This is a genomic window from Pseudomonas sp. D3-27 (genome assembly GCF_051132165.1).
Taxonomy (GTDB): domain Bacteria; phylum Pseudomonadota; class Gammaproteobacteria; order Pseudomonadales; family Pseudomonadaceae; genus Aquipseudomonas.
The window spans coordinates 5062936-5085963 of the sequence record NZ_CP071667.1; the positions used below are offsets into that span (position 1 = coordinate 5062936).

Sequence of the window (23028 nt, forward strand, 5' to 3'; positions counted from 1 at the left end):
GGGCCAAGCCTTTTTTGCTTACTTTTTTTGGCGTTTGAAAAAAAGTGAGCCGCCGTAAGGGCGGAACCCTAAGTCGCCGTTACCGCAGAAATGGATATGTACTCCGTCAAGCCGCCATCGCGAGCAGGCTCGCTCCCACAATTGGATCGGAGTACAGCAGTGAGAAATGGGCAGGCTGTCAGGCCGCCTCGTCCTCAATATCCGTTGGAGCCATAGTCCGGAGTGAAAGCAAACCCAACCACCCGCTCTACCCCCGTCTCCAACCGCCCATCCGGCAATAGCCGCAACCACCGATACCCCGGCGCCTGCGAGCCCACCGCAAAATCCTCGCTGCCCGGTTCGAATTGAATACAGGTCGAAGGCGAAGCCAACAAACGAACCCCCTCGCGCACCTCGTCAATCTCCTGATGCACATGCCCCCACAGCACCGCTCGCACCTGGGGAAAGCGATCCAGCACCGCAAACAAAGCCTCGGGATTACGCAACCCGATCGGTTCCATCCACGCGCACCCAATCGACACCGGATGGTGGTGCAGACACACCAGATGATGCCGCTCCGGCGCTTCGCTCAAGGCATTGGCCAACAGAATCAATTGCTCCTCGGCCAAGAAACCCGGCACCGAACCTGGCACGGCGGAATCGAGCATCGTTACCCGCCAGTTTCCGATGTCCACCACCGGATCGAGCAACGTACTCTTGACCGCCGCCTCAAGCATCACCTGCGGCTCATCATGGTTGCCGGGAATCCACCGCGTCGGCGCATCGATACGCGCTGTCAGTTGTCGAAACGACTCGTAGGATTGCAACGTGCCGTCCTGGGACAGGTCGCCGGTGGCGAGCATCAGGTCGATGGCCGGCTGTTGCTTGAGCACCAAATCGATGACCGACCGCAAGCTGTCACGGGTGTTCATGCCCAGCAACGATGCATCGGCATCGGCGAACAAATGGCTGTCAGACAGTTGGACCAACAGCACCGCATCGGCCGTGGTCAAGCTGGATACGCTCGGCAAATCGCTCTCTCCCAGGCGCAATCACGCCGTTGCATGAAGCGGCAATTATGCTGGGGGATGATCGAAAGGGGAAACCCGCGAACCGGAACCGGTTCACAACTACCGTACGACTTCGAACTCGTGGCCCAGCGCCAGGCAATGACTCAGCCATTCCCCCAGAAACAGGTTCAACTGGGCTTTTTCATCTGGCTGGTGCATCGACGCATTGGGATAAGGATAGATCCCGCGAAAGCGTCGTGCATGTTCGGCGCTGACGACTTCGGCCATGCGCGCATCGTGATAGACCTGTACTTCCAACTGCGGCACCGGCAGCCAGGGCAAGCTGTGCTCCTGGCGCACCTGCAAAGTGGTGGTGTAAGGACAGGTTTGCAGCACTTCCAGGGCCAATACACCCAGCATCTGGTCGCCGTGGGTTACGGCGATGCGGCGCGGTGCCGGATCGTTGCGCATGTCCGGCAACAAGCGCATCAGGCGGGCGTAGTTGGCCTCGCAGGCGGCCTGCAACCCCACCAGATCGACGCGATAACGATCGCGCAACTTGTTCAGGACCATAGCCCCCTCACTTCATCACGGTTCAAGGCCAGCCATTGCAAAGCAATGATGCTGGCCGCGTTGCAAATTCGCCCGTCGCGCACCGCTTGAAGGGCATCTTCAAAAGCCCAGGCCTTCACGCGGATATCTTCAGCCTCTTCCAGCAGGCCATGCAGGCCGCCCGCCCCCGAGCTGTCGCAACGCCCCAAAAAAAGATGCACGTACTCGTCACTGCCGCCCGGCGATGGGAAATATTGAGTCATCGGCCAGAGCGCGGCGAAGACAAGCCCAGCTTCCTCCTGCGCCTCACGATGAGCAACTTCTTCCGGCTGCTCGTCCTTGTCGATCAGGCCGGCCACCAGTTCCACCAGCCAGGGATTGGCAGTCTTGCCCATGGCACCGACGCGGAACTGTTCGATAAGCACCACCTCATCGCGCTGTGGGTCGTAGGGCAGCACGCACACCGCGTCATGGCGAACGAACAGCTCGCGGCTGATTTCGCGGCTCATGCCACCGGCGAACAATTCGTGGCGCAGGTGCACGCGATCAAGTTTGTAGAAACCCTTGAAGCAATTTTCGCGCTTGACGATCTCCACGGCGCTCGGTGTGGCGTTGGCGAAATCAGTCATGACAATCCTCGTGTGCGGTGGTCCAGTACGAGGTTCCAACCTCGGCTTCGCGCCATCCTAACGCGCCCGTACCGTTTGATGCAGCCCCTTTCCGGTCATCGGGATAGACGGCTGCCTTTAAAATTACTCTAATGAGCTTAGTGGCGAACTGATTGCCCTGCCGACAGTCGAAGCGGGTAACTTTTTGCCTTTCCCTGTTCCACGAAGGACGCCCATGTCGCTTTTTAGAATCGCTTCCCTGGCCGCCATCGCCCTGACCCTGGGTGCTTGCCAAAGCCTCTTCCAACCCAATTACCGAGCGCCCCTGGAGGCGACTCGCGATGCGTCGGAGCAATTGCAGCCCGGTTGCGCCAGTGCCGACTGCCCGCTGGTGAACATCGACACCCTGCGCTTTCCCGCCGAGCCGGCCCTGGACGGCATCATCGAAAAACGCCTGTTGCAAATGACCCGCACCAGCCCGGACGCCCCTGCGGCTCCGACGCTGGCCGCCTATCGCGAGCAGTTCCTGCGCAGCGCCGCACCGCGCAACAGCAGCTATTTGCAGGCCAAGGTACGCGAGCAGCATGACGGCTTGGTGATTATCGAATTGTCCAGCTATCTGGACACTGGCGGCGCCCATGGCACGCCGGGTCGCGGTTTCATCAACTATTCGCGCCAGCAGCACAAAGTGCTGACGCTGTCGGACATGCTGCTGCCAGGCCAGGAGGAACCCTTTTGGAAAGCCGCGCAAGTGGCTCACAACAGCTGGCTGATCAGTACCAAGCTGGATCAGGAACCTGAGTTCCTGAAACAGTGGTCCTTTCAGAAAACCCCACACATCGCGCTGACCTACGGCGGGGTGATCCTCAAGTACGAAGTGAGCACCATCGCGCCGTACGCCCTGGGCCACATCGAATTGAAGATCGCCTACCCACGCCTCAACGGCATCCTCAAGCCCGAGCTGTTTCCCGGCCGTAGCTGAAGGCCCGGCCCAGCAACAGTTGCAGCAACCCTGCCAGGATCAACGATGGCAGGGTTGCACCGATGTCCGGGTAGAAGTTGGCCAGCAGGTGATAAGTGCTCACCCCACCCAACCAGGCCAACAGGGCCGGCCAGCGCAACGCGGCTGACACCACTTGGCTGCTGCGCTTGCGCAGGATGAAGTGGTCCACCAGCACCACGCCGAACAGCGGCGCGAACACCGAGCCGATCAGCAACAGGAAGTTCTGATACTGCGCCAACGGCGCGAAGCAGGCGATCAAGGTGCAGATGACGCCAATCGCCAAGGCCAGGTGCTCGACTTTCAACCCTGACAGCATGCCGCTGGACACCGCCGCTGAGTGGATGTCGGCGAAGGCGTTTTCCGACTCGTCCAACAGAATCAGCAGCAGTGGGATGCCCAGTCCGGCGCCGGCCAGGGCCAGCAGCAATGCGTTGACTTCGCCGCTCGGCGCGAATGCCAGAGTGTAGGCGACGCCCAGGCTCATCAGCCAGAAGTTACCGATGAAGAAGCCCACGGCCGTACCGCCGAAGACATTCTTGGCGCGCTTGCCGAAACGCGAGTAATCGGCGATCAGCGGCAACCACGACAACGGCATCGCGATGGCGATATCGAACCCCACCGCCAGCGGCATCGAGCCGTCGCCCGCCTGGGCCCAGAGTGCCGCCAGGTCAGCCTTGGCGAACAGGTTCCAAGTCAGCCAGATGCACGCGGCCAACAGCAGCCAGATGCCCCATTTACGCAGCACCTTACGCACAAAGGTCAGCGGCCCGCTGACGGCAAGCAGGGTCGCCAGGGCGCCGAAGAACAGCGTCCACAGCAGTGGGTTGGAGCCCAGGCTGCCTTCGCTGAAGGCCCGGGCACCGAGCAGGCTGGCGGCGTCGCGCATGACGATGATTTCGAACGACCCCCAACCGATCAGCTGCAGCAGGTTCAATACCGCCGGCACGCTCGCGCCCTTGCCGCCAAGGCTGAGCTTGAGCGCGGCCATGGCCGACAGGCCAGTGTCGCTGCCGATCACCCCGACCGCCGCCAGCAGCAGGACGCCCACCAGCGTGCCGAGGAAAATCGCCAGCAACGAACCGCTCAGGCCCAGGCCCGGCGCGAGCAGGGCGCCGACCTGCAAGACCATCAGGCCGATGCCGAGAGAGAACCACAAAGAAAACAGATCGCGAGCGCCGAAGACGCGTTTGTCCAAAGGCACGGCGGCGTCTGGGGAGTAGGTGCTGGGTTGGATGTTCAAGGGTTGTTATCTCAGAGGGATATTTTGTTGTTCTGGTGATGGCTTTCGCGAGCAGGCTCGCTCCCACAATGGACCTGCGGTGAACACAAGTTTTGTGAACGACCGAGTTCCACTGTGGGAGCGAGCCTGCTCGCGAAGGCGGCAGTAAAGTCACCACCGCCCCCAGCTCAAATCACACTTTCTTGTAAAGCTGACTACCTTCCTGCTTGAACCGCTCCGCCTGCTCGGCCATCCCCTGGGCGACTTCGACGTCCACCGCTTCAATGCGCTGGTTCGCCGCGTACTCACGCACTTCCTGGGTGATTTTCATCGAGCAGAATTTCGGCCCGCACATCGAGCAGAAATGCGCCACCTTGGCCGAGTCCTTCGGCAGGGTTTCATCGTGGTACGAACGGGCGGTGTCCGGGTCCAGGCCGAGGTTGAACTGGTCTTCCCAGCGGAACTCGAAACGCGCCTTGCTCAAGGCGTTGTCGCGGATCTGCGCGCCCGGGTGGCCCTTGGCAAGGTCGGCGGCGTGGGCGGCGATCTTGTACGTGATGATCCCGGTCTTCACGTCATCCTTGTTCGGCAAGCCGAGGTGCTCCTTCGGCGTGACGTAGCAAAGCATGGCGCAACCGAACCAGCCGATCATCGCCGCACCGATACCGGACGTGATGTGGTCGTAGCCCGGCGCGATGTCGGTGGTCAGCGGGCCGAGGGTGTAGAACGGCGCCTCGTCGCAGCACTCGAGCTGCTTGTCCATGTTCTCTTTGATCAACTGCATCGGCACATGGCCGGGGCCTTCGATCATGCACTGCACGTCGTGCTTCCAGGCGATCTTGGTCAGCTCGCCAAGCGTTTCCAGCTCGCCGAACTGCGCTTCATCGTTGGCGTCGGCAATCGAGCCCGGACGCAGGCCATCGCCCAGCGAGAAGCTGACGTCGTAGGCCTTCATGATTTCACAGATGTCTTCGAAATGGGTGTAGAGGAAGTTTTCCTTGTGGTGCGCCAGGCACCACTTGGCCATGATCGAACCGCCACGGCTGACGATGCCGGTGACGCGCTTGGCGGTCATCGGCACATAGCGCAGCAACACGCCCGCGTGGATGGTGAAGTAGTCGACGCCCTGTTCGGCCTGCTCGATCAGCGTGTCGCGGAACAGTTCCCAGGTCAGGTCTTCGGCCACGCCGCCGACCTTTTCCAGGGCCTGGTAGATCGGCACGGTGCCGATGGGCACGGGCGAATTGCGGATGATCCATTCGCGGGTTTCATGGATGTGCTTGCCGGTGGACAGGTCCATGACCGTGTCCGAACCCCAGCGGATGCCCCAGGTCAGCTTCGCCACTTCTTCTTCGATGGACGAACCCAGGGCACTGTTGCCGATGTTGCCGTTGATCTTCACCAGGAAGTTACGGCCGATGATCATCGGTTCCAGTTCAGTGTGGTTGATGTTGGCTGGGATGATCGCGCGACCACGGGCGATTTCGTCCCGCACGAACTCCGGGGTAATGACTTTCGGCACGCTGGCGCCGAAGCTGTGGCCGGCGTGTTGCTGGTCAAGCAGGCCGGCGGCGCGGGCCACTTCCAGCTTCATGTTCTCGCGGATGGCGACGTATTCCATCTCGGCGGTGATGATGCCTTTGCGCGCATAGTGCATCTGGCTGACGTTGGCGCCCGGCTTGGCGCGACGCGGGTTGTTCACGTGGGCGAAGCGCAGTTGGGTCAGCTCGGGGTCGGCCAGGCGCTCCTGGCCGAAGTTGGAACTCAGGCCCGCCAGGCGCTCGGTGTCGCCACGGGCTTCGATCCAGGGCGAACGCACGTCGGCCAGGCCTTTGCGCACGTCGATAACCACATTCGGGTCGGTGTAGGGGCCCGAGGTGTCGTAGACCACTACCGGCGCGTTGATTTCGCCGCCGAAGTCGGTGGGGGTCACGTCGAGGCTGATTTCGCGCATGGGCACGCGGATATCCGGGCGGCTGCCCTGGACGTAGATTTTTTGCGAGCGGGTAAAGGGCTGAACCGATTGCTGATCGACCTGGGCCGATTCACTGAGGTTGGTCGCGTTTTTTGATTTTGTCGTCATCACGGGCTCTCCAGACACACATCCAGGCAGTGGATTTTTGTCGGAGCGAACCTGTAACGAATGGACGCGCCCCTGCACGACAGTGCGGACGCTGTGCTTGCTGCTCGAGCCTGTTCGAACATCGGAAATCGATTGTCGAACAACATCCCGGACGAAGCACAAGAGGACTCGCCGGGTGACGAGAAATCTTGTTCCCTACGCAGGCGCTAACCTGATCAGGTTCAACGGGATCCGAAATTATTCGATCTCAGCCTCATAGCAAGGCACCCCGACAAGAACCCGGCCAGTCTAGACACAACCGGCGCAGAACGCCATCGCCTGGGCAAAAGCCGTGATGAATGGCGCAAATACAGGATTGTTGCCGTGCGTACGCACAACTACACTCGCTACGCCGCGCGCCTGTTATGCGCATTCAATTTGAACGTAAGGGATCGCCTCATGCTGCGCAAACTCTCACTGGCCCTGGCCGTGTCTTGTGCGTCCAATGGAATGGCCTGGGCCGCCGAAGCGCCTTTATCCACCAAGACCGATCTGGTCAGCGTGTACCAGGAAGCGGTGGACAACAACGCCGACCTGGCCGCCGCCCGTGCCCAGTATGGTGCTCAGAAGGAAGTGGTGCCCCAGGCACGCGCCGGGCTGCTGCCCAACCTGTCGGCCGGCGCCGACCTGAACAACACCCGTACCGAGCTCGACCAACCGGCGATGACCGCCAACCGCAGCTCAACGGTTTACCAGGCCACCTTGTCGCAGCCGATCTTCCGCGCCGACCGCTGGTTCCAGCTGCAAGCGGCCAAATCGGTCAATGAACAAGCATCGCTGCAGCTGTCCGCCACCGAGCAGAACCTGATCCTGCAAAGCGCTGAAGCCTATTTCAACGTGCTGCGCAGCCAGGACAACCTGGCCTCGACCAAGGCCGAGGAAGCCGCGTTCAAGCGTCAGCTCGACCAGTCCAACGAACGTTTCGACGTGGGCCTGTCGGACAAGACCGACGTGCTGCAATCCCAGGCCAGCTACGACACCGCCCGGGCCAATCGGATCATCGCCCAGCGTCAGGTCGAAGATGCCTTCGAAGCGCTGATCACCCTGACCAACCGCCAGTACAATTCGATCCAGGGCGTCGTTCATACCCTGCCGATCCTGCCGCCGGCGCCCAACGACGCCAAGGCCTGGGTCGACACCGCCGCCAGGCAGAACCTCAACCTGCTGGCCAGCAACTATGCCGTCGATGCCGCCGAAGACACCGTGCGCCAGCGCAAGGCCGGCCACGCGCCGACCCTCGATGCAATCGCCCAGTACCGCAAAGGTGACAACGACGGCCTCGGCTTCACCAACCCAAGCCCCACCGGCCAGCGCTACGGTGGCGACGCCGAGCAACGCACCATTGGCCTGCAATTGAGCATTCCGATCTACAGCGGCGGGCTGACCAGCTCCCAGGTTCGCGAGTCCTACTCGCAACTCACCCAGACCGAGCAGCAGCGCGAAGGCCTGCGCCGGCAGGTGGTGGAAAACACCCGCAACCTGCATCGCGCGGTGAACACCGATGTGGAGCAGGTCCAGGCCCGGCGCCAGTCGATCATCTCGAACCAGAGCGCGGTGGACGCCACGGAGATCGGCTACCAGGTGGGCACTCGCAACATCGTCGATGTACTCGACGCCCAGCGCCAGCTGTACACCTCGGTGCGCGACTACAACAACGCCCGCTATGACTACATCCTGGACAACCTGCGCCTCAAGCAAGCCGCCGGGACCTTGAGCCCGGAAGACCTGCAAGCCCTGTCCCGCTACCTCAAGCCCGACTACAACCCGGACAAGGACTTCCTGCCGCCAGACCTGGCACAAGCGGCGGCACAACAGTTGCGCTCGCGGCCGGCGCAGTAGCACAGCTGCGACAAATCCCCTGTGGCGAGGGAGCTTGCTCCCTCGCCACAGAGCTCAGTCGAGCAAGCGCCCCAACCCATCCAACAACCGCTGCAACGCGCCCTGGTTGCGACGCATCACCGCCAACCCCGACTCGGCCATGCGCTGGGCATCCCGGGGCAGTTCGAACAGACGCTGCACGGCCAGGGCCAGGCCGTGGGCATCTTCCACTTCCGCCAAGGCTCCGGCCGCGCGCAGTTGGGCGGCAATTTCAAGGAAGTTGAACAGGTGCGGCCCGCTGAGCACCGGTTTTGCCAGCGCCGCCGGCTCCAGCAGGTTGTGCCCGCCGTTGGCTACCAGACTGCCGCCGACAAACGCACTGTCAGCCAAGGCATAGAGAAACAACAGTTCACCCATGGTGTCGCCCAGCAGCACCGAAGTTTGTGCGTCGACCGGTCGGGCACTGGAGCGCCGGACCGTGGCGAAGCCCTCACGCTCGCACAGTTGCGCCACCGCATCGAACCGTTCCGGATGACGCGGCACCAAAATCAGCAACGCATCCGGGTAGCTGTCGAGCAACCGACGATGGGCGGCCAGCACCACTTCGTCCTCACCCTCATGGGTACTGGCGGCGATCCACACCGGGCGCTCCACCGCTTGCCATTGACGGCGCAAGGCACTGGCGCTTTCCAGCAGTTCCGGGTCGATGGTCAGGTCGAACTTGATGGAGCCGGTCACTTCAACGGTTTCCGCCCTGGCACCGAGTTGACGAAAGCGCTCTGCCTCGGCTTCGGTCTGCACGGCAAACAGGCCCATCTCAGCAAGCATCGGCCGGGTCAGCTTGGGAAAACGGGCATAACCGCGCGCCGAACGCTCCGACAGCCGCGCGTTGGCCAACGCCACGGGGATACCGCGCAGGGCGCATTGATGGATGTGGTTGGGCCACAGTTCGGTTTCCATGATCACCGCCAGTTTCGGCCGGACCTGGTCGAGAAAACGCTTGGCCGCGCACGGCAGGTCATAAGGCAGGTAGCAATGCTGGATGCGCGGCTCATCGGCGAACAACGCCCTGATCCGCTCCGAACCGGTGGGCGTCATGCACGTCACCGTGATCGGCAGTTGTGGGTAGCGTTGCAACAACGCGCGAATCATCGGCGCAGCGGCAATGCTCTCGCCCACTGACACCGCGTGGACCCAGATGCCGCCCGGCGCCATCGTCGGCAAGCCCCACGAGAAACGCTCGCCGATACGCCGCGCATACGCCGGTGCCTTGCGAGCCCGCAGCCACAGCCGAATCGCCACCAGTGGCAGCCCCAGATAAAACAATGCGCTATAGAGAGTTCTGTTCATGGCGGCGGAGTTTATCGGTTTTTCAGCCGAGCGCCTGCAACTGCACGGCAAAACGTTCCGCCAGCCAACGGGCCGCCGGGCCCAGGGGTTCGTCGCGGCGCCAGACCAGCTCCACCACCAGGGCCGGCGGGGTCCATTCACTGTTGAGCTCGACCATGTCCCCCAGGTACGCCGGGTACTGCACGACGTGCCGCGGCAGCCAGGCCCAGCCCAGCCCACTTCTCAACCACTCGGCCAGCACGTAGAAGCTGTCGGCCCGCCAGACTTGCGGGCTGGCCTGCTCGCTGCCGGGATAGACGCTGGATTGGGTCGCCATCAGCAATTGCCGGTGCCGGGCCATCTCCAGGCAGGTCACGTAATCATGGCTCGCCAAGGGATGCCCCCGGCCGCACACCGTGACCATCTCGACGCTACCCAATACCCGGCGCTCCAGCGCCTCGGGAATCTGATCGTGATAGAACAGCAACCCGAGATCGGCGCGACGCTCCACCAGCTTGCGCGCCACATCGCCCTGGGCGGCGCTGGCCAGTTGCACTTCTAGGGTGGGAAACCGTTCGGCCAGCGCCGCCAGGCTGTCGATAACGGGCTGATAGGGCATGGCCTCGTCCTGGGCCAGGCGTAGCGATGCCTCCTGCCCGCGCATCAGGGCCAAGGCCCGGCCGTTGAGGCGTTCGCATTGGCGTAACACTTCCCGGGCCTCCTCAAGCAGCGCCACGCCCGCATCGGTGAGTTTGGGCTGGCGACCACTGCTGCGCTCGAACAGGCTCACCCCCAGGTCCTCTTCCAGCAGTGCAATCGCACTGCTGACAGCCGACTGAGCCTTGCGCTGATCCCGGGCCACCGCGGAAAACGACCGCTTCTCGGCGACACCGACGAACAGTCGCAATTGCTCCAGGTTCCATTGAACATTCATCGCTCAACCTATCTCTATCGCAGATAGGTAATGACTTTACCCCATTTGGCCATTCCCTAGAATGGGCCCATCGAACGACGCAACGACCCGAGAGGAATCGCCCATGAACGCCTATTACTACCTCGCCATCGCCATCTGCGCCGAAGTGATCGCCACCGTATCGATGAAAGCGATCAAGGGCTTGAGCACGCCCCTGCCCTTGTTGTTGGTCATCGCCGGCTATGGCACTGCGTTCTGGATGCTGACGCTGGTGGTGCGCACCGTTCCAGTGGGGGTGGCCTATGCGGTCTGGGCCGGCTTGGGGATCGTGATGGTCAGCGTCGCGGCGCTGTTTATCTATGGGCAGAAACTGGACGTGCCGGCGATCCTGGGGATGGCGTTGATTGTGTTGGGGGTGGTGGTGATCCAGTTGTTTTCCAAGACTGCAGGACATTGAAGCAGCGCAGCTCCAAGCCTCAAGCTGCAAGCACAAGCGATACCCTCTCGCTTGTAACTTGCAGCTCGAAGCTTGAAACTTGCCGCTTAATTTCCTCCGAGGTCGCTGCATGCCATCCGTTATTTCCACCGACATCCTCATTGTCGGCGCCGGAGTCGCCGGCCTCTGGCTGAATGCGCGCTTGCGCCGCCAGGGGTTTTCAACCGTGCTGGTGGAAAGCGCCAGCCTTGGCGGCGGGCAGAGCGTCAAATCCCAGGGCATCATCCATGGCGGCGCCAAGTATGCGTTGCACGGAGCCCTGACTGGCGCCTCGGAAGCCATTGCCGACATGCCGCGCCGTTGGCGCGAGGCCCTCAAGGGCGACGGTGAGCTGGACCTGTCGGGGGTACGCATGTTGTCCGACGCCCATTACCTCTGGTCCCCAGGCACCCTGGCCGGCAACCTTACGAGCTTTTTCGCCAGCAAGGCCGTGCGCGGGCGCGTCGACCAGGTCAAGGGCGAGCAACTGCCGCCAGCCCTGCAAGACAAGCGTTTCAAAGGCAAGGTTTACCGCCTGGCCGAGTTGGTGGTGGATGTTCCCAGCCTGATCGCGCGCCTGGCAGACCTGGCCGGCGACAGCCTGCTGGCCGGGCAGCAGGTCGAACCGCTGCACGAGGAAGGCCAACTTGTCGGGCTGAAGGTCGACGGTCGCGAAATCCGCGCCCAGCGCATCGTCCTCAGTGCCGGCGGCGGCACCGCCGACCTGCTCCGCGCCCTGGGCCTCGACCAGCCGGCCATGCAGACCCGGCCGTTGCACATGGTCCTGGCGAAGGGCCCCAGCCTCAAGCCGCTTTACGCCCATTGCCTGGGTGGCGGGCCGAAGCCCCGGGTGACTGTGACCACCCATCCGGCCGCCGATGGCCAATGGGTCTGGTACCTGGGAGGCGATCTTGCCGAGGGGGATGCCGTCGCCCGCGAGCCCGCTGCGCAGATCGCCGTCGCCCAGAAAGAGCTCGGCCAGTTGCTGCCGTGGATCGACCTGAGCACCGCACAATGGGCCACGTTGCGGGTCGCCCGCGCCGAGCCGCTGCAATCGGGCCTGACCCGCCCGGACAACGCCTTTGTCGCCGAGCAGGGTCGCCTGCTGGTGGGCTGGCCGACCAAGCTCGCCTTGGCCCCGGACTTCTCCGACCGGGTGATCGCCGCGCTGCAACGCGATGGTATCCAGCCCAGCCATACCGCCCCGCTGCCGGACCTGCCCAAGCCGCCCATGGGCGTTCCCGCCTGGGAGCAACTGCTGCCATGAGCCAGCCGACACTCCACGATCTGCGTCGCCCGCTGGGCAAAAACGGCCCGTTGGTTTCGCCCCTGGGCCTGGGCACGGTCAAGCTGGGCCGCGACCAGGGCGTCAAGTACCCCAGCGGTTTCCAGATTCCGGATGACACCGAAGCGCGCATGCTGCTCAAGCTGGCGCGCGACCTGGGCATCAACCTGATCGACACCGCGCCTGCCTATGGCCGCAGCGAGGAACGCCTCGGGCCGCTGTTGCGCGGCCAGCGTCACGACTGGGTGATCGTCAGCAAAGTCGGCGAGGAATTCAGCGATGGCCAGTCCCGTCATGACTTCAGCGCTGCTCATACGCGGCTCTCGGTGGAGCGCAGCCTCCAGCGCCTGGAAACGGACTACATCGACCTGGTACTGGTGCATTCGGACGGCAATGACCTGGCGATCCTCGACGACAGCGAGGTGTACCCGACCCTGGCGGCGCTCAAGCGCGAGGGCAAGATCGGCGGCTTCGGATTCTCTGGCAAGACCGTCGACGGTGGCTTGAAAGCTCTGGAGCAAGGTGATTGCGCGATGGTCACCTACAATCTGAACGAACGAAGCGAAAAGGCGGTCATTGAGTACGCGGCCGAGCACGGCAAGGCGATCCTGGTGAAAAAAGCCCTGGCCAGCGGTCATGCCTGCCTGAGCCCCGGTGAGGACCCGGTTCGCGCCAGCTTTGAACTGTTGTTTGGGCATCCCGGGGTTGCCAGTGCTATTGTCGGCACCATCAATCCGCTGCACCTCGCCCACAACGTTGCGACCGTAGCCAAGGTCCTACGCAGAAACTGACGCCGCCCTACGCGGCCTTAAGGAAGGAGCCGACATGCCGCGTACGCTCATCAGAAAAAATCCAAGTAACTTCAAGACTCTGCCCCTTTCCGTCGAAGCGACTCCCGAAGGCCTGACTTACCAGAGCGTGGGAATGCCGCTCAATTTTGCCCAGACCTTGCAGCGGCGGCGTCCCGTGGCTGTGGACGATGCCGAGCGTTTCTCCGTGGAGCTTGCGAACCTGGGCGTCTCGGTGCGCCTGACCCTGCACTGGCAGAACCGCGAGTATTGGGTATTGGTGCGTCAGCGTCGCCAGGATCGCGGCGACGTGGTGCTCAAGCTGATCTCCGGCTATGTACCGGCCCATGAGCTGAACCTGCCGCTGCTTACCGCCATCAACGAAATAGCCGAAGAATGCCTTTTGGAAACACCTGAAGGTTGGCTCGGCGGACGCTTCAACGACACCTGGCTCCCGGCGCCTTATTCGAGCGCACTGCATTATCGCGAAGCCTTGCCGTTTCGCCTGGCTCCGCTGTCCGGCTCGGCCCGGCCGGTGCGCTGCGCCAATCTGCAACTGATCGAACGACCACGGGCCTACGTGCATCTGCCGACGGCCTCCCTGCAATTGATTTATGACTTGCGCCTGGACGTGCCCAAGGAAGCCAAGTCACTGAGCCTGTTTCATGTCGATGAGCGTCTGGAGGGCGACCAATTGGTGGCGCGCCTGGACCGCAAGCGACCCGATCTTTACCTGATGCCGCTGCAGGACGGACAACCGCTGCCCGAACTGTATACGTTGAAGAAAGATCAGCTGCTTGCGGCCAGCACCCGCGGCTTATACCTGGCGGAGAGCTTCGCCCGGCAGGACGGTTGGCTGGTGCGTGACGAGCGGATTCGCTGGAAGGACTGGCTACGCCAGCAAGGGCTGACGCCACCGGGCAAGGAGTCCGGGCTGACCCGGCTCAAGGGCAAGGCGCGGCAGCTGCTCAAGAAAATCGTCCCGAGCAAGGTGGCTCGTTAGGCCTGACGCCGATTTTTCTGACCGGACAACGCCCCCTTGTGGGAGCGAGCGTGCTCGCACCCACAAGTGCTGCGCTTTGTCAGATAAATCAGTTATTGCGGATCTTTTCCACAATCGCCGTCGTCGAGCTGTTTTCCACCAGCCCCAGCACCTTCACCGTGCCCCCATAGGCGGAAACGATGTCGGCACCCACGACCTGGTCGATACCGTAGTCGCCGCCCTTGACCAGCACATCCGGCTTGACCTGGCGCAACAGGTTTTCCGGCGTGCCTTCGCTGAAGCTGATCACCCAATCCACCGCGCCAAGGCCGGCCAGGACCGCCATGCGGCGGTCGACGCTGTTGATCGGCCGGCCCGGCCCTTTCAAGCGGCTCACGGAAGCATCGTCATTGACCGCGACGATCAAGCGATCACCCTGGGCCCGGGCCTGCTCGAGGTAGGTCACATGGCCAGCATGGAGGATGTCGAAACAACCGTTGGTGAAGACGATTTTCTCTTTATGGGCGCGCGCGTCATCGACAGCCAGCAATAGTTGCTCCAGCCCCAGCACACCGCGCTCCGATCCCTCTTCGCGCTGGATCGCGCGCCGCAGTTCCGGGGCGCTGATCGCCGCCGTACCCAGCTTGCCGACGACAATGCCCGCCGCCAGGTTCGCCAGGGCAACCGCGTGGGGCAGTTCCTCGCCGGCGGCAATCGCCGCGGCCAGGGTGGAGATCACCGTGTCACCGGCGCCCGTCACGTCAAATACTTCGCGGGCACGGGCCGGAAGGTGCAGGGCCGGATGATCGGGACGCAGCAGGGTCATGCCGTGCTCGCCGCGGGTAACCAGCAACGCCCCCAGATCCAGGTCGTGCATCAGCTGTGCGCCCTTGCTCACCAGTTCGTGCTCATCGGCGCAACCACCGACGATGGCTTCGAACTCGCTGAGGTTAGGGGTAATCAGGCTCGCGCCACGGTAGATGGAAAAATCCTTGCCCTTGGGGTCGGCCAGCACGGGAATACCGCGGGCACGGGCAGCCTGGATCAGCACTTGATGGTTCTTCAACGCGCCCTTGCCGTAGTCCGACAACACCAGGACCTTGATACCATCGAGCAGGTTGTCGACCTCGGCGCCCAGGGACAGCGGGTCGGTGGCGAACGGTTCTTCGAAGTCGATGCGCAGCAGTTGCTGGTGACGACTGATGACCCGCAGCTTGACGATGGTCGGCTGGTGCGCGATGCGCTGGAAGATCGCCCGCACGCCAGCGCCTTCCAGGCTGTTGGCCAGGCTCTCTGCCGCTTCATCGTCACCGGTCACGCCGACCAGGGAAGCCGGGGCACCGAGGGCGGCGATGTTCAGGGCAACGTTGGCGGCACCGCCGGGACGGTCCTCGATGTGCTCGACCCTGACCACCGGTACCGGAGCCTCGGGGGAAATCCGTGATGTACCGCCATGCCAATAGCGGTCGAGCATGACATCGCCGACCACCAATACAGGGGCTTGATCGAATCGCGGCATGGACAACTTCATGGAACATCCCACATACAAAATGAACAGGGGCGCGATATTAGCACAGGGTTGGGGGAGGCTCGTCCATGGCGGTGACCGGAAGTATCAAGCCGCGCTTTCATTGTTTTCACACAGCAATGCCATCATCTGCGCGCAGGCCTGGGCCAGCTCCATCTCGCTGGTATCGATTTCGCATTCGGCCGCCAGCGGCGCCTCGTAAGGACTATCGAGACCGGTGAAATGCTTGATCCGCCCGGCGAGGGCTTCGCGGTACAGCCCCTTGGGGTCGCGCTCGGCACACACGTCGAACGGCGTACTGACGTAGACTTCGATGAAGTCATTATGGGAAAAGAGCCGTCGTGCCGCGTCTCGATCGGCCCGAAACGGCGAAATCGCCGCGACGATGACAATCAGCCCTGCTTCGACCATCAAGCGCGCCACTTCGGCTATTCGCCGCACGTTTTCCTTTCGGGAGCCGGCATCCATCCCAAGGTCACTGCAAAGCCCCCTGCGCAGGTTGTCGCCGTCCAGCAAAGCGGTATGCAGGCCTTGCTGGTGAAGGCGAACTTCCAGGGCATTGGCCAAGGTCGACTTTCCAGCCCCCGACAGCCCGGTCAACCAGAAACAGCGAGGCCGCTGGAACTTGATGGCCGCCCGGTCCGAGGGCGAAAGTGTCAGCGCGCCCGGCTGAGCCTGCGATTGTCGCTTTGATGCCCTTGTTGTCTCATCCATGTCGAGCATTCCATCGTCGTCGTGCACCAGAGCATAGCCTTGGCCTCGTATTCAGGCGATGTCCTGGGTGGGAACATCCAGGCCCATGGCATGAAGACGCGCGTAATAGCCATTTTGCGCGAGCAGTTCGCCATGGGTGCCGCGTTCGACGATGCGCCCCTGGTCCATGACCAGGATCATGTCGGCCTTTTCGATGGTCGACAGCCGATGCGCAATGACCAGGGTCGTACGGCCTTTCATGACCTGGTCCAGCGCGGCCTGGATATGCCGCTCGGACTCGGTGTCCAGTGCCGAGGTGGCCTCATCGAGGATCAACAGCGGCGCGTTTTTCAACAATGCCCGGGCAATCGCCAGCCGTTGGCGCTGGCCACCGGACAACAGCACGCCGTTTTCGCCGACCTCGGTATCCAGGCCGTGGGGAAGCTGCGCGATGAAGTCCATCGCGTAGGCGTCCTGGGCGGCTTTTTCGATGTCGGCCCGCGGCGCGCCGGCCAGGTCGCCGTAGGCGATATTGTTGGCCACCGTATCGTTGAACAACGTGACGTGCTGGGTCACCTGGGCCACATGCCGGCGCAGGTTGCGCAGTCGATAATCTTCGATTTCCACGTCATCGAGCAGGATCTGACCGACTTCGTGGTGATAGAAACGCGGGATCAGGCTGGCCAGGGTCGACTTGCCGCTGCCCGACCGCCCTACCAGGGCGATCATCTGCCCAGGGTCAGCGGTGAAGCTGATGTCCTTGAGCACTTCCCGATCGGCGCCAGGGTAGGTAAAGCTCAGGTTGCGCACATCGAGACGGCCGCTCACGCGCTCCTGCTCGACCGTGCCTTTATCCACTTCGGGCTCGACGTCCAATTGCTCGAAGATGCTTTCCGCGCCCGCCACGCCCTTCTGGATCGTGGAGCTGACTTCCGAGAGTTGGCGAATCGGCTTGGGCAGCAGGCCCGCCGCGGTGATGTAGGCCACCAGATCGCCCGCTGTCGCGTCACCGCGCAGGAACAGTACCAGGAACATCAGCGCGGCCATGGCGGTGTAAATCACCAATTGCAGCATCGGCGTGTAGACCGCGCCGGTGCGGGTCATGCGCAGTTGTTTGTCGGTATTGCCTTGGCTGGCGCTGGCAAAACGCTGTTCTTCATAGGCCTCGCCACCGAAGCTGCGCACCACCCGATAACCCTGGATGGTCTCGGAGGCGACGTGGGTCACGTCGCCCATGGCCACCTGGATCTTCTTGCTTTGCTTGCGGAATTTCTTGCTGGTGCTGCTGACCATCACTGCAATCAATGGCAGGATCGCCAGCATCACCAAGGTCAGTTTCCAGTTCATCCACACAAGGTAAGCGAAGAGGAACACCACGGTGAGGCCTTCGCGAATCACCACCTTGATGGCGTCCGTGGCAGCACCGGTGACCATGGTCACGTTGAAGGTGATCCGGGAAATCAGATGACCGGAATTGTGGGTGTCGAAATAGCGGTTGGGCAGGACCAGCAGCTTGTTGAACAACTCGACCCGCAGATCATGCACCAGCCCCAGCGAGACCTTGGCCAGGTAATAGTTGCCCAGGAACGACCCCAGGCCCTGCCAGGCAGCGATCAGGATGATCAGCAGCGGCACGGCCATCAGCAGTTTCAAATCCTTGAGATACGGCACGCTGGGAAACAGTACCGCATCGGGATTGCTCAACCCGTCGACAAAATATTTGAGAATCCCGGCCAGCATGGGCTGGGTGGACGCAAATATCACGAAGCCCACGATACTCAGCAGGAAAATGCCCAAGTAGGGTTTGACGTATCCCAGCAGCCGGAAATAGATTTTCAGGCTGGAATCCTGTTCCGCTTTAGGCGGTGCGTCACTCATCGTCGAGCTCACTGGTTAGGAAGAGCGCGGGATTTTATCACAGCCATCGGGATTGGCCCGCGCCCAGGTCAAAAGGCTGGCCATGCCGACCGGCAGCCAAGTGATGAACCACTCGGCGCGCGGGGTGCCCGTCAGGCTCGCCGCGTCGAACTGCATCGCCAGGAACGAAAACACCCACATGCCCAGCACGCCTCGGCCCAGCAGGGTGTCACGGGCACGCCAGGCCTCGCGCAGCACCGCGAACCAGACCACACACCATATCAACATTCCGGGCAGGCCCAACTGAATGGCAACGTGGGTGAACAGGTTATGCGAGTGGTCGAACAAACGGCCACCGACAGGAACCCGGTAGTCGCCTGCCAATCCCAGCCCCCCCCAGGGATGCTCGGAAATAATCTGCAGGCTGGACGCAAAAATTTCCGGACGATAGGAAGCTCCGCGGGCCATCACCAAGGGTTCCAGCAACCAGAAAGTCACCATCGCCAGCACCAGCGCCGCGGCGGCAATCAAACGAGTACGCGAGTCCCGGCAGTAAAGCGGCATGGCCAGTACGCTTAGCAACAAGGCCAGGGCCGCGCCGCGACTCTGGCTCATGACCACGAACAAGCCCAGCAGAGCCAAGGCCACGGCACACACAGCCTGCAGCCCGATACGACGCGGCACCCAATGCAGCATCCAGATCGCCGCGAGGCCAATCACGTAGCCACCCAGGATCGGATGGGACAACTCGCCCAGCCCCTCGAGACGCGCCACCCAGCGCTGGTTCTCGATCCCATAGAAATGAATCATTGCCATCAAGGCCGTCAGGGCTAGCCCAACACCGCCCCACTGCATGATACGGATCACCCGCTCAGGTCGACCGTCAGCGAAAATCGGGAAGAACATCAAAAATATCAGGATGTACAACAACCGCTTGGCTTCGCGCACGGGTTCCGGCGACTCGGCCCAGAACAGGGTGATCAATGCCCACGCCATCAATGCCAGCAACGCCGTGTAGACCAAGCGCTGGGCGCGCCATAACTCCACCAGCCTGTGCCGCGCGGGCCAGGCGAACAGGATCGCGGGCAACCAGACGAATGCGATCATTCCTTGTTGATAAACCTTGTTGGCGGGTGCCAGTGCGATCGCCAGCAAAAACCATGACAAGCCAAAGGCCATCCATACCTGCGCCCAACGTGTTGCTTGCATCCAAAGCTCCTAATCGATGTACCAGCCAAACCGGCATGGTTAAAACAAAAACTTTTGGGCATCATGGCCCGCCACGGCACCGGTTCTTTCAACAAGGTTTCCCTACGATGCAATCCTCACGGCTTCCCCAAGCCGCTTTGAATCAATTGATTGAAGGCGCCAGCATTCTGGAGGCCGACAGCTACGGCCCAAAAGTCTATCTGTTGCAGGATGGAAACATCCTCAAACTGTTTCGCCGCAAGCGGCTATTTTCGTCGGCCCTGTTCAGGCCCTATTCGACGCGATTCATCAAAAACGCGGCCCGCTTGCAAGAACTCGGCGTACCGACTCTCGAAGTGCTTGCCTACTACAAACTGCAAAAGCCCGGCATGACCGCCGTACTGTATCGGCCGCTTCCGGGAAAAACCCTGCGCCAATTGTCGAATCAGGAGAGCTTCAGCTGGCAACAGCGCCTCCCGGACCTGATCGAACTGATCCGCAGCCTCCACGCCCGTGGTGTCTATTTTCGTTCGTTGCACTTAGGCAATATCGTCGTCACTCCGGAAAACACCCTGGGGCTGATCGATGTCGCCGACATGCGCTTCCTGCGCTCGCCATTGCCGCGCTATCTGGCGCGCCGCAACTTGCAGCATTTCGCTCGTTATATTGCGCGGGAAAACCTGAACGGGAGCTTTCCGATGCAAGCGCTGGAAAACGCCCTACTGCCTGCCTGAGATCAATTCCCGGGCGGTCCGGCAGAAACCCGCCCATGCCTCGTCCGGCGCCAATGCCTGGTATTGCGCCGCCGCGACGGCTTCGGCCGAAGCCTCTGAAGCCCGCGTGATCGCCTCGCCCCAGGCACTCTCATCGCCGGCAGGCGCATACCAACCGGCATCGGCCAGCTGTTCGCGGAACACCGCCAGGTCACTGGCCAGCACCGGAACGCCGGCCAGGATCGCCTCCTGGAGAATCAGGCCAAGGCCCTCTTCAAAGGAGGGGACCAGCACCCAGTCGAACGCTCTATAGAGCTTCGCCACGTCTTCCAGATGCCCCGCTAGCAATACCTTGTCGACCAGGTCCGGCTGGTCGATGCGCGCCTGCAGTGCTTCCCGTGCAGGCCCTTCGCCGACGATCACCAAGCGCCAGTCAGGCTGCGCGACAGCCGCCAGGGCAAAGGCATCGAGCAAACTGGCGAAGCCCTTCTTGTCCACCAGCCGCCCCACGGCGCCGAATATGCGGGGGCCCGCCAAAGGCAAGTGCATCCGGGCACGAGCCTCTTCACGTGGCAGGAGGCAGGTCTGGAATCCAGCCGGATCGAATGCACTGCGCAACGCAGTGACCGGCAACCCCAGCGCTTCCTGCAGCGATGCCGCCAATGTCTGCGACACCGCAGCCAGGGCCAGGCGCGAGGGCGCAAAGCCGCGCAGCAGATCCCGGCCCACGGCATTGAGCCGTGTCGCACCGTGGAATATCACCACCACATGGATGTGCGGCATGTCCTTCAATACTGGCAACAGGGTACGAGCCACACCGAGGCCGTCGAGCAGGACCACTTGGGCAGCGCTGTCGAGCAGCGCCTGGCGAAAACGGCTGTGCATCCAGGGCCTGAACAGGCGCCAGAAGTGCCGCCCCTTGAGTTTCGCCGAGGTCAGGTTCCATTCACGCGCCGGACCCACCCCCTCCAGGCACGCAGATTCCGAGCCCTGCAAGAGCCATGTCCTGACAGGCATCGCCGGGTCGATTTGTGAAAGTATCTGGCGATGGACCTTATGCACCGAAGCGAATGGCGAACCGCCTGCCCACATAACATTAATAATGCTCATCGAGCAGCAAACCTTTGATCGCGGACCCGAACTCGTGCTTCGAGAAACTCAATAATTGATAAGCCAGCCAACACAGACTCCGAGCAAAAGGATCAGAAAGAGCTTGATTTGCTCACGGCGCCTGCGACGCGCCTTGCGCTGGCGTTCGACAGGGACTTCGACATGGACACCGAATCCGGTGTGTAAAACAGCATCCCCTTCAAGGGTGACCGCGGTCAAGTTCAGTTGAGCGTAACGAAGCGACAGGGCCTTTTCGCCACCAAAACCGGCAAACGGGGCGCACAACTGGTATTCCTTCAAACGGCGCAGGCCAGGATTGAGGGAAAAACTCTGCCATTCAGGCTTGTCGGATATCAGTGGATAGCACGGCACGCCGCCGATCAGCTGACGCTCGCCCAAGCGAATGTAGGGACTGTGGACACACAGGTCGTAGACATAATTGCGCAGCCATACCTGGAGAATCTCGGGCCGCAGTTGCAGGACCGTCAGAGAGTCCTCCACGAACCCCGGGCGGTAGAACTCCCAGTCATCCTCGCAGTGGAAGATATACGCTGTCTTGACGTGTCCGTAGGCCAGATCGATCGACGCCAGCTGCCCCAGCTTCGGCCGATTGATGAAAACCGTGCAGTGCGCCTTCCAATGGGCAGGAAGGACCTCATGCACCCCATCGTCGCCCGCATCTTCGGTAATGAACACTTCGCGGATAGGCGCAGTATTGAAACGGTCGAAACTCTCGAGCGTCCGCTTGAGCAGGTCGAGCCGGCCGCAACTGGTGACCACCAGGGTGATGTCACTATCGTCGGAAAACTGCACTGAAATACCATTTAGTCAAATGCCACCCAGGTCGTTGGATGGCATCGCGGTTTTTGTTAAATGCCCAGTTTCTGGCGCAAGGACTCTAGCAGACTCAACGGTTCGCGCGGTCGCAGCGGAGGTTCCAGCGCTTCCACCATTTTTTGTCCGATACGCGCGAAGCTGAACTGCTCCAATGCCAGCCTGTGGCCGTTGCGGGCGATACTTTGCGCCAGTTCGGGCTCCGCGCGCAGCCGGGAAAGTTTTTCCTGAAGTTGCGGGATGTCCCGATACAACACCACGTTATGCATGTCCTGCAACCCCAGCGCCCGCGCTTCCTCGGCGCCTTGATCATAGGCCAGCAGCACACAACCGCAGGCCATCGCCTCGAAATTCTTGATCATGTACTCGCCCATGCCCACATCGGCACTGACGAAGAAGCGGATCCGATTGAGAGTTTCGCAATACTCTTCGCCGGACTTGGTACGGGTGACGACCAGCGGCTCGACGCGCGCCAGCTCGTCCAGCAATGCCTTGCGCCCGCTATAGGCGACGCTGTTGGTACTGCCGACAAACGCCAGCTCGATGTCCCGCTCGCGCTGCTGGTCTTGCAACAGCGATTGATCATAGCCCTTGGGTACGAAAACCGCATCGAACCCTTCGGCACGCAAGCGTTCGGTCACCATGAACCCGGAGCTGATGACCCGCACCCACGGCAGGCGTCGGTAATGAGCGCTGAACTTGCCGGTGTATTTGCACGGGATGTAGTTCTGGTAGGCATCATGCTCCAGGATCACCAGGTTGGGGATCGTGCGGATGAACCCCGCCTGGCGGATTTCCTGCTTGAAGCGCAGGAAAAATACAATCCGGTCGTAGCGGGAGACGTCCACGTGTCTCCGGAAATAGCCTCGCAGGTTGCGTTGCTCCTGGCTGTCGAGCCAGCGCAGGTCGCACTCGCAATGGGCGGCGACACCTTCATAGAGCCGATCCAGGATGGCCCGTTGTTCTTTCTGCACCAGAAACAGAACTTTCATCGTCTTCCTTGCGGCACCGAACGACTTGAT

General features: G+C 61.9%; 21 protein-coding genes and 1 riboswitch. Of the genes, 7 read left to right on the forward strand and 14 right to left on the reverse strand.

Features of this window, described 5'->3' with window-relative positions; translation table 11 throughout:
• Positions 1–194: 194 nt before the first annotated feature.
• From cpdA to J3P92_RS22785, 3 genes are all read right to left on the reverse strand, one after another.
• Positions 195–1010, reverse strand: coding sequence for a 3',5'-cyclic-AMP phosphodiesterase (gene cpdA / locus J3P92_RS22775; protein ID WP_420766169.1), 816 nt, complete (start codon positions 1008–1010; stop codon positions 195–197).
• Between the two features lie 99 nt (positions 1011–1109).
• Positions 1110–1562, reverse strand: coding sequence for a DUF1249 domain-containing protein (locus J3P92_RS22780; RefSeq protein WP_003186471.1), 453 nt, complete (start codon positions 1560–1562; stop codon positions 1110–1112).
• A complete protein-coding gene (locus J3P92_RS22785) occupies positions 1553–2170 on the reverse strand; it encodes an NUDIX domain-containing protein (protein ID WP_420766168.1) in 618 nt (205 codons plus the stop codon). The genes J3P92_RS22780 and J3P92_RS22785 overlap by 10 nt, the downstream gene beginning before the upstream one ends.
• A gap of 214 nt (positions 2171–2384) precedes the next feature.
• On the opposite strand from J3P92_RS22785, the gene J3P92_RS22790 reads away from it, so the two are divergent.
• Positions 2385–3131, forward strand: coding sequence for a DUF3298 domain-containing protein (locus J3P92_RS22790; RefSeq protein WP_434649129.1), 747 nt, complete (start codon positions 2385–2387; stop codon positions 3129–3131).
• On the opposite strand, the gene cytX is transcribed toward J3P92_RS22790, so the two are convergent.
• Complete coding sequence (gene cytX, locus J3P92_RS22795; RefSeq protein WP_434560986.1) at positions 3100–4392, reverse strand: putative hydroxymethylpyrimidine transporter CytX; 1293 nt, start codon at positions 4390–4392, stop codon at positions 3100–3102. The genes J3P92_RS22790 and cytX overlap by 32 nt on opposite strands.
• A gap of 172 nt (positions 4393–4564) precedes the next feature.
• Positions 4565–6454: a phosphomethylpyrimidine synthase ThiC gene (gene thiC, locus J3P92_RS22800; RefSeq protein WP_420766165.1), complete on the reverse strand. Its 1890-nt coding sequence runs from the start codon at positions 6452–6454 to the stop codon at positions 4565–4567.
• 175 nt (positions 6455–6629) lie between these two features.
• A riboswitch (TPP riboswitch) is annotated at positions 6630–6735 on the reverse strand.
• Between the two features lie 157 nt (positions 6736–6892).
• On the opposite strand from thiC, the gene J3P92_RS22805 reads away from it, so the two are divergent.
• Positions 6893–8332: a TolC family outer membrane protein gene (locus J3P92_RS22805; protein ID WP_434564157.1), complete on the forward strand. Its 1440-nt coding sequence runs from the start codon at positions 6893–6895 to the stop codon at positions 8330–8332.
• 54 nt (positions 8333–8386) lie between these two features.
• Here the strand turns inward: J3P92_RS22805 and waaA are convergent, their stop codons facing one another.
• The gene (gene waaA, locus J3P92_RS22810; RefSeq protein WP_434649131.1) at positions 8387–9661 is read right to left on the reverse strand and encodes a lipid IV(A) 3-deoxy-D-manno-octulosonic acid transferase; all 1275 of its coding nucleotides are present in this window, start codon (positions 9659–9661) and stop codon (positions 8387–8389) included.
• A 22-nt stretch (positions 9662–9683) separates the two neighbouring features.
• Entirely contained in the window at positions 9684–10574 is an 891-nt protein-coding gene (locus J3P92_RS22815) for a LysR family transcriptional regulator (RefSeq protein WP_420766163.1), read from the reverse strand.
• A gap of 103 nt (positions 10575–10677) precedes the next feature.
• Between J3P92_RS22815 and J3P92_RS22820 the strand changes: the two genes are divergently transcribed.
• From J3P92_RS22820 to J3P92_RS22835, 4 genes are all read left to right on the forward strand, one after another.
• Entirely contained in the window at positions 10678–11010 is a 333-nt protein-coding gene (locus J3P92_RS22820; protein ID WP_434649132.1) for a DMT family transporter, read from the forward strand.
• 109 nt (positions 11011–11119) lie between these two features.
• The gene (locus J3P92_RS22825; RefSeq protein WP_434560992.1) at positions 11120–12295 is read left to right on the forward strand and encodes an NAD(P)/FAD-dependent oxidoreductase; all 1176 of its coding nucleotides are present in this window, start codon (positions 11120–11122) and stop codon (positions 12293–12295) included.
• Complete coding sequence (locus tag J3P92_RS22830) at positions 12292–13104, forward strand: aldo/keto reductase (RefSeq protein ID WP_434608119.1); 813 nt, start codon at positions 12292–12294, stop codon at positions 13102–13104. The genes J3P92_RS22825 and J3P92_RS22830 overlap by 4 nt, the downstream gene beginning before the upstream one ends.
• Positions 13105–13138: 34 nt before the next feature.
• Positions 13139–14104 (forward strand): metal ABC transporter ATPase, encoded by a 966-nt coding sequence (locus tag J3P92_RS22835; protein WP_420766160.1) that lies wholly within the window; start codon positions 13139–13141, stop codon positions 14102–14104.
• An 88-nt stretch (positions 14105–14192) separates the two neighbouring features.
• Here J3P92_RS22835 and hldE read toward each other — a convergent pair whose 3' ends face one another.
• From hldE to J3P92_RS22855, 4 genes are all read right to left on the reverse strand, one after another.
• Positions 14193–15614, reverse strand: a complete 1422-nt coding sequence (hldE, locus tag J3P92_RS22840) for a bifunctional D-glycero-beta-D-manno-heptose-7-phosphate kinase/D-glycero-beta-D-manno-heptose 1-phosphate adenylyltransferase HldE (protein WP_420766159.1) — start codon at positions 15612–15614, stop codon at positions 14193–14195.
• 84 nt (positions 15615–15698) lie between these two features.
• Complete coding sequence (gene cysC / locus J3P92_RS22845) at positions 15699–16325, reverse strand: adenylyl-sulfate kinase (RefSeq protein WP_434649134.1); 627 nt, start codon at positions 16323–16325, stop codon at positions 15699–15701.
• A 51-nt stretch (positions 16326–16376) separates the two neighbouring features.
• Entirely contained in the window at positions 16377–18182 is a 1806-nt protein-coding gene (gene msbA / locus J3P92_RS22850; RefSeq protein ID WP_420766157.1) for a lipid A export permease/ATP-binding protein MsbA, read from the reverse strand.
• A gap of 15 nt (positions 18183–18197) precedes the next feature.
• A complete protein-coding gene (locus J3P92_RS22855) occupies positions 18198–19370 on the reverse strand; it encodes an O-antigen ligase family protein (RefSeq protein WP_434649136.1) in 1173 nt (390 codons plus the stop codon).
• Positions 19371–19477: 107 nt separating this feature from the next.
• On the opposite strand from J3P92_RS22855, the gene J3P92_RS22860 reads away from it, so the two are divergent.
• Positions 19478–20083, forward strand: a complete 606-nt coding sequence (locus tag J3P92_RS22860) for a toluene tolerance protein (RefSeq protein ID WP_434611677.1) — start codon at positions 19478–19480, stop codon at positions 20081–20083.
• Here J3P92_RS22860 and J3P92_RS22865 read toward each other — a convergent pair.
• From J3P92_RS22865 to J3P92_RS22875, 3 genes are read right to left on the reverse strand one after another with little or no spacing between them, the layout of a single operon-like run.
• On the reverse strand, positions 20069–21172 hold the full coding sequence (locus tag J3P92_RS22865; RefSeq protein ID WP_434649137.1) for a glycosyltransferase: 1104 nt from the start codon (positions 21170–21172) through the stop codon (positions 20069–20071). The two genes, J3P92_RS22860 and J3P92_RS22865, sit on opposite strands and share 15 nt — an antisense overlap.
• A 48-nt stretch (positions 21173–21220) precedes the next feature.
• Positions 21221–21985 (reverse strand): glycosyltransferase family 2 protein, encoded by a 765-nt coding sequence (locus J3P92_RS22870; RefSeq protein WP_420766154.1) that lies wholly within the window; start codon positions 21983–21985, stop codon positions 21221–21223.
• A gap of 56 nt (positions 21986–22041) precedes the next feature.
• Complete coding sequence (locus J3P92_RS22875) at positions 22042–22998, reverse strand: glycosyltransferase family protein (RefSeq protein WP_434649139.1); 957 nt, start codon at positions 22996–22998, stop codon at positions 22042–22044.
• Positions 22999–23028 lie beyond the last annotated feature (30 nt).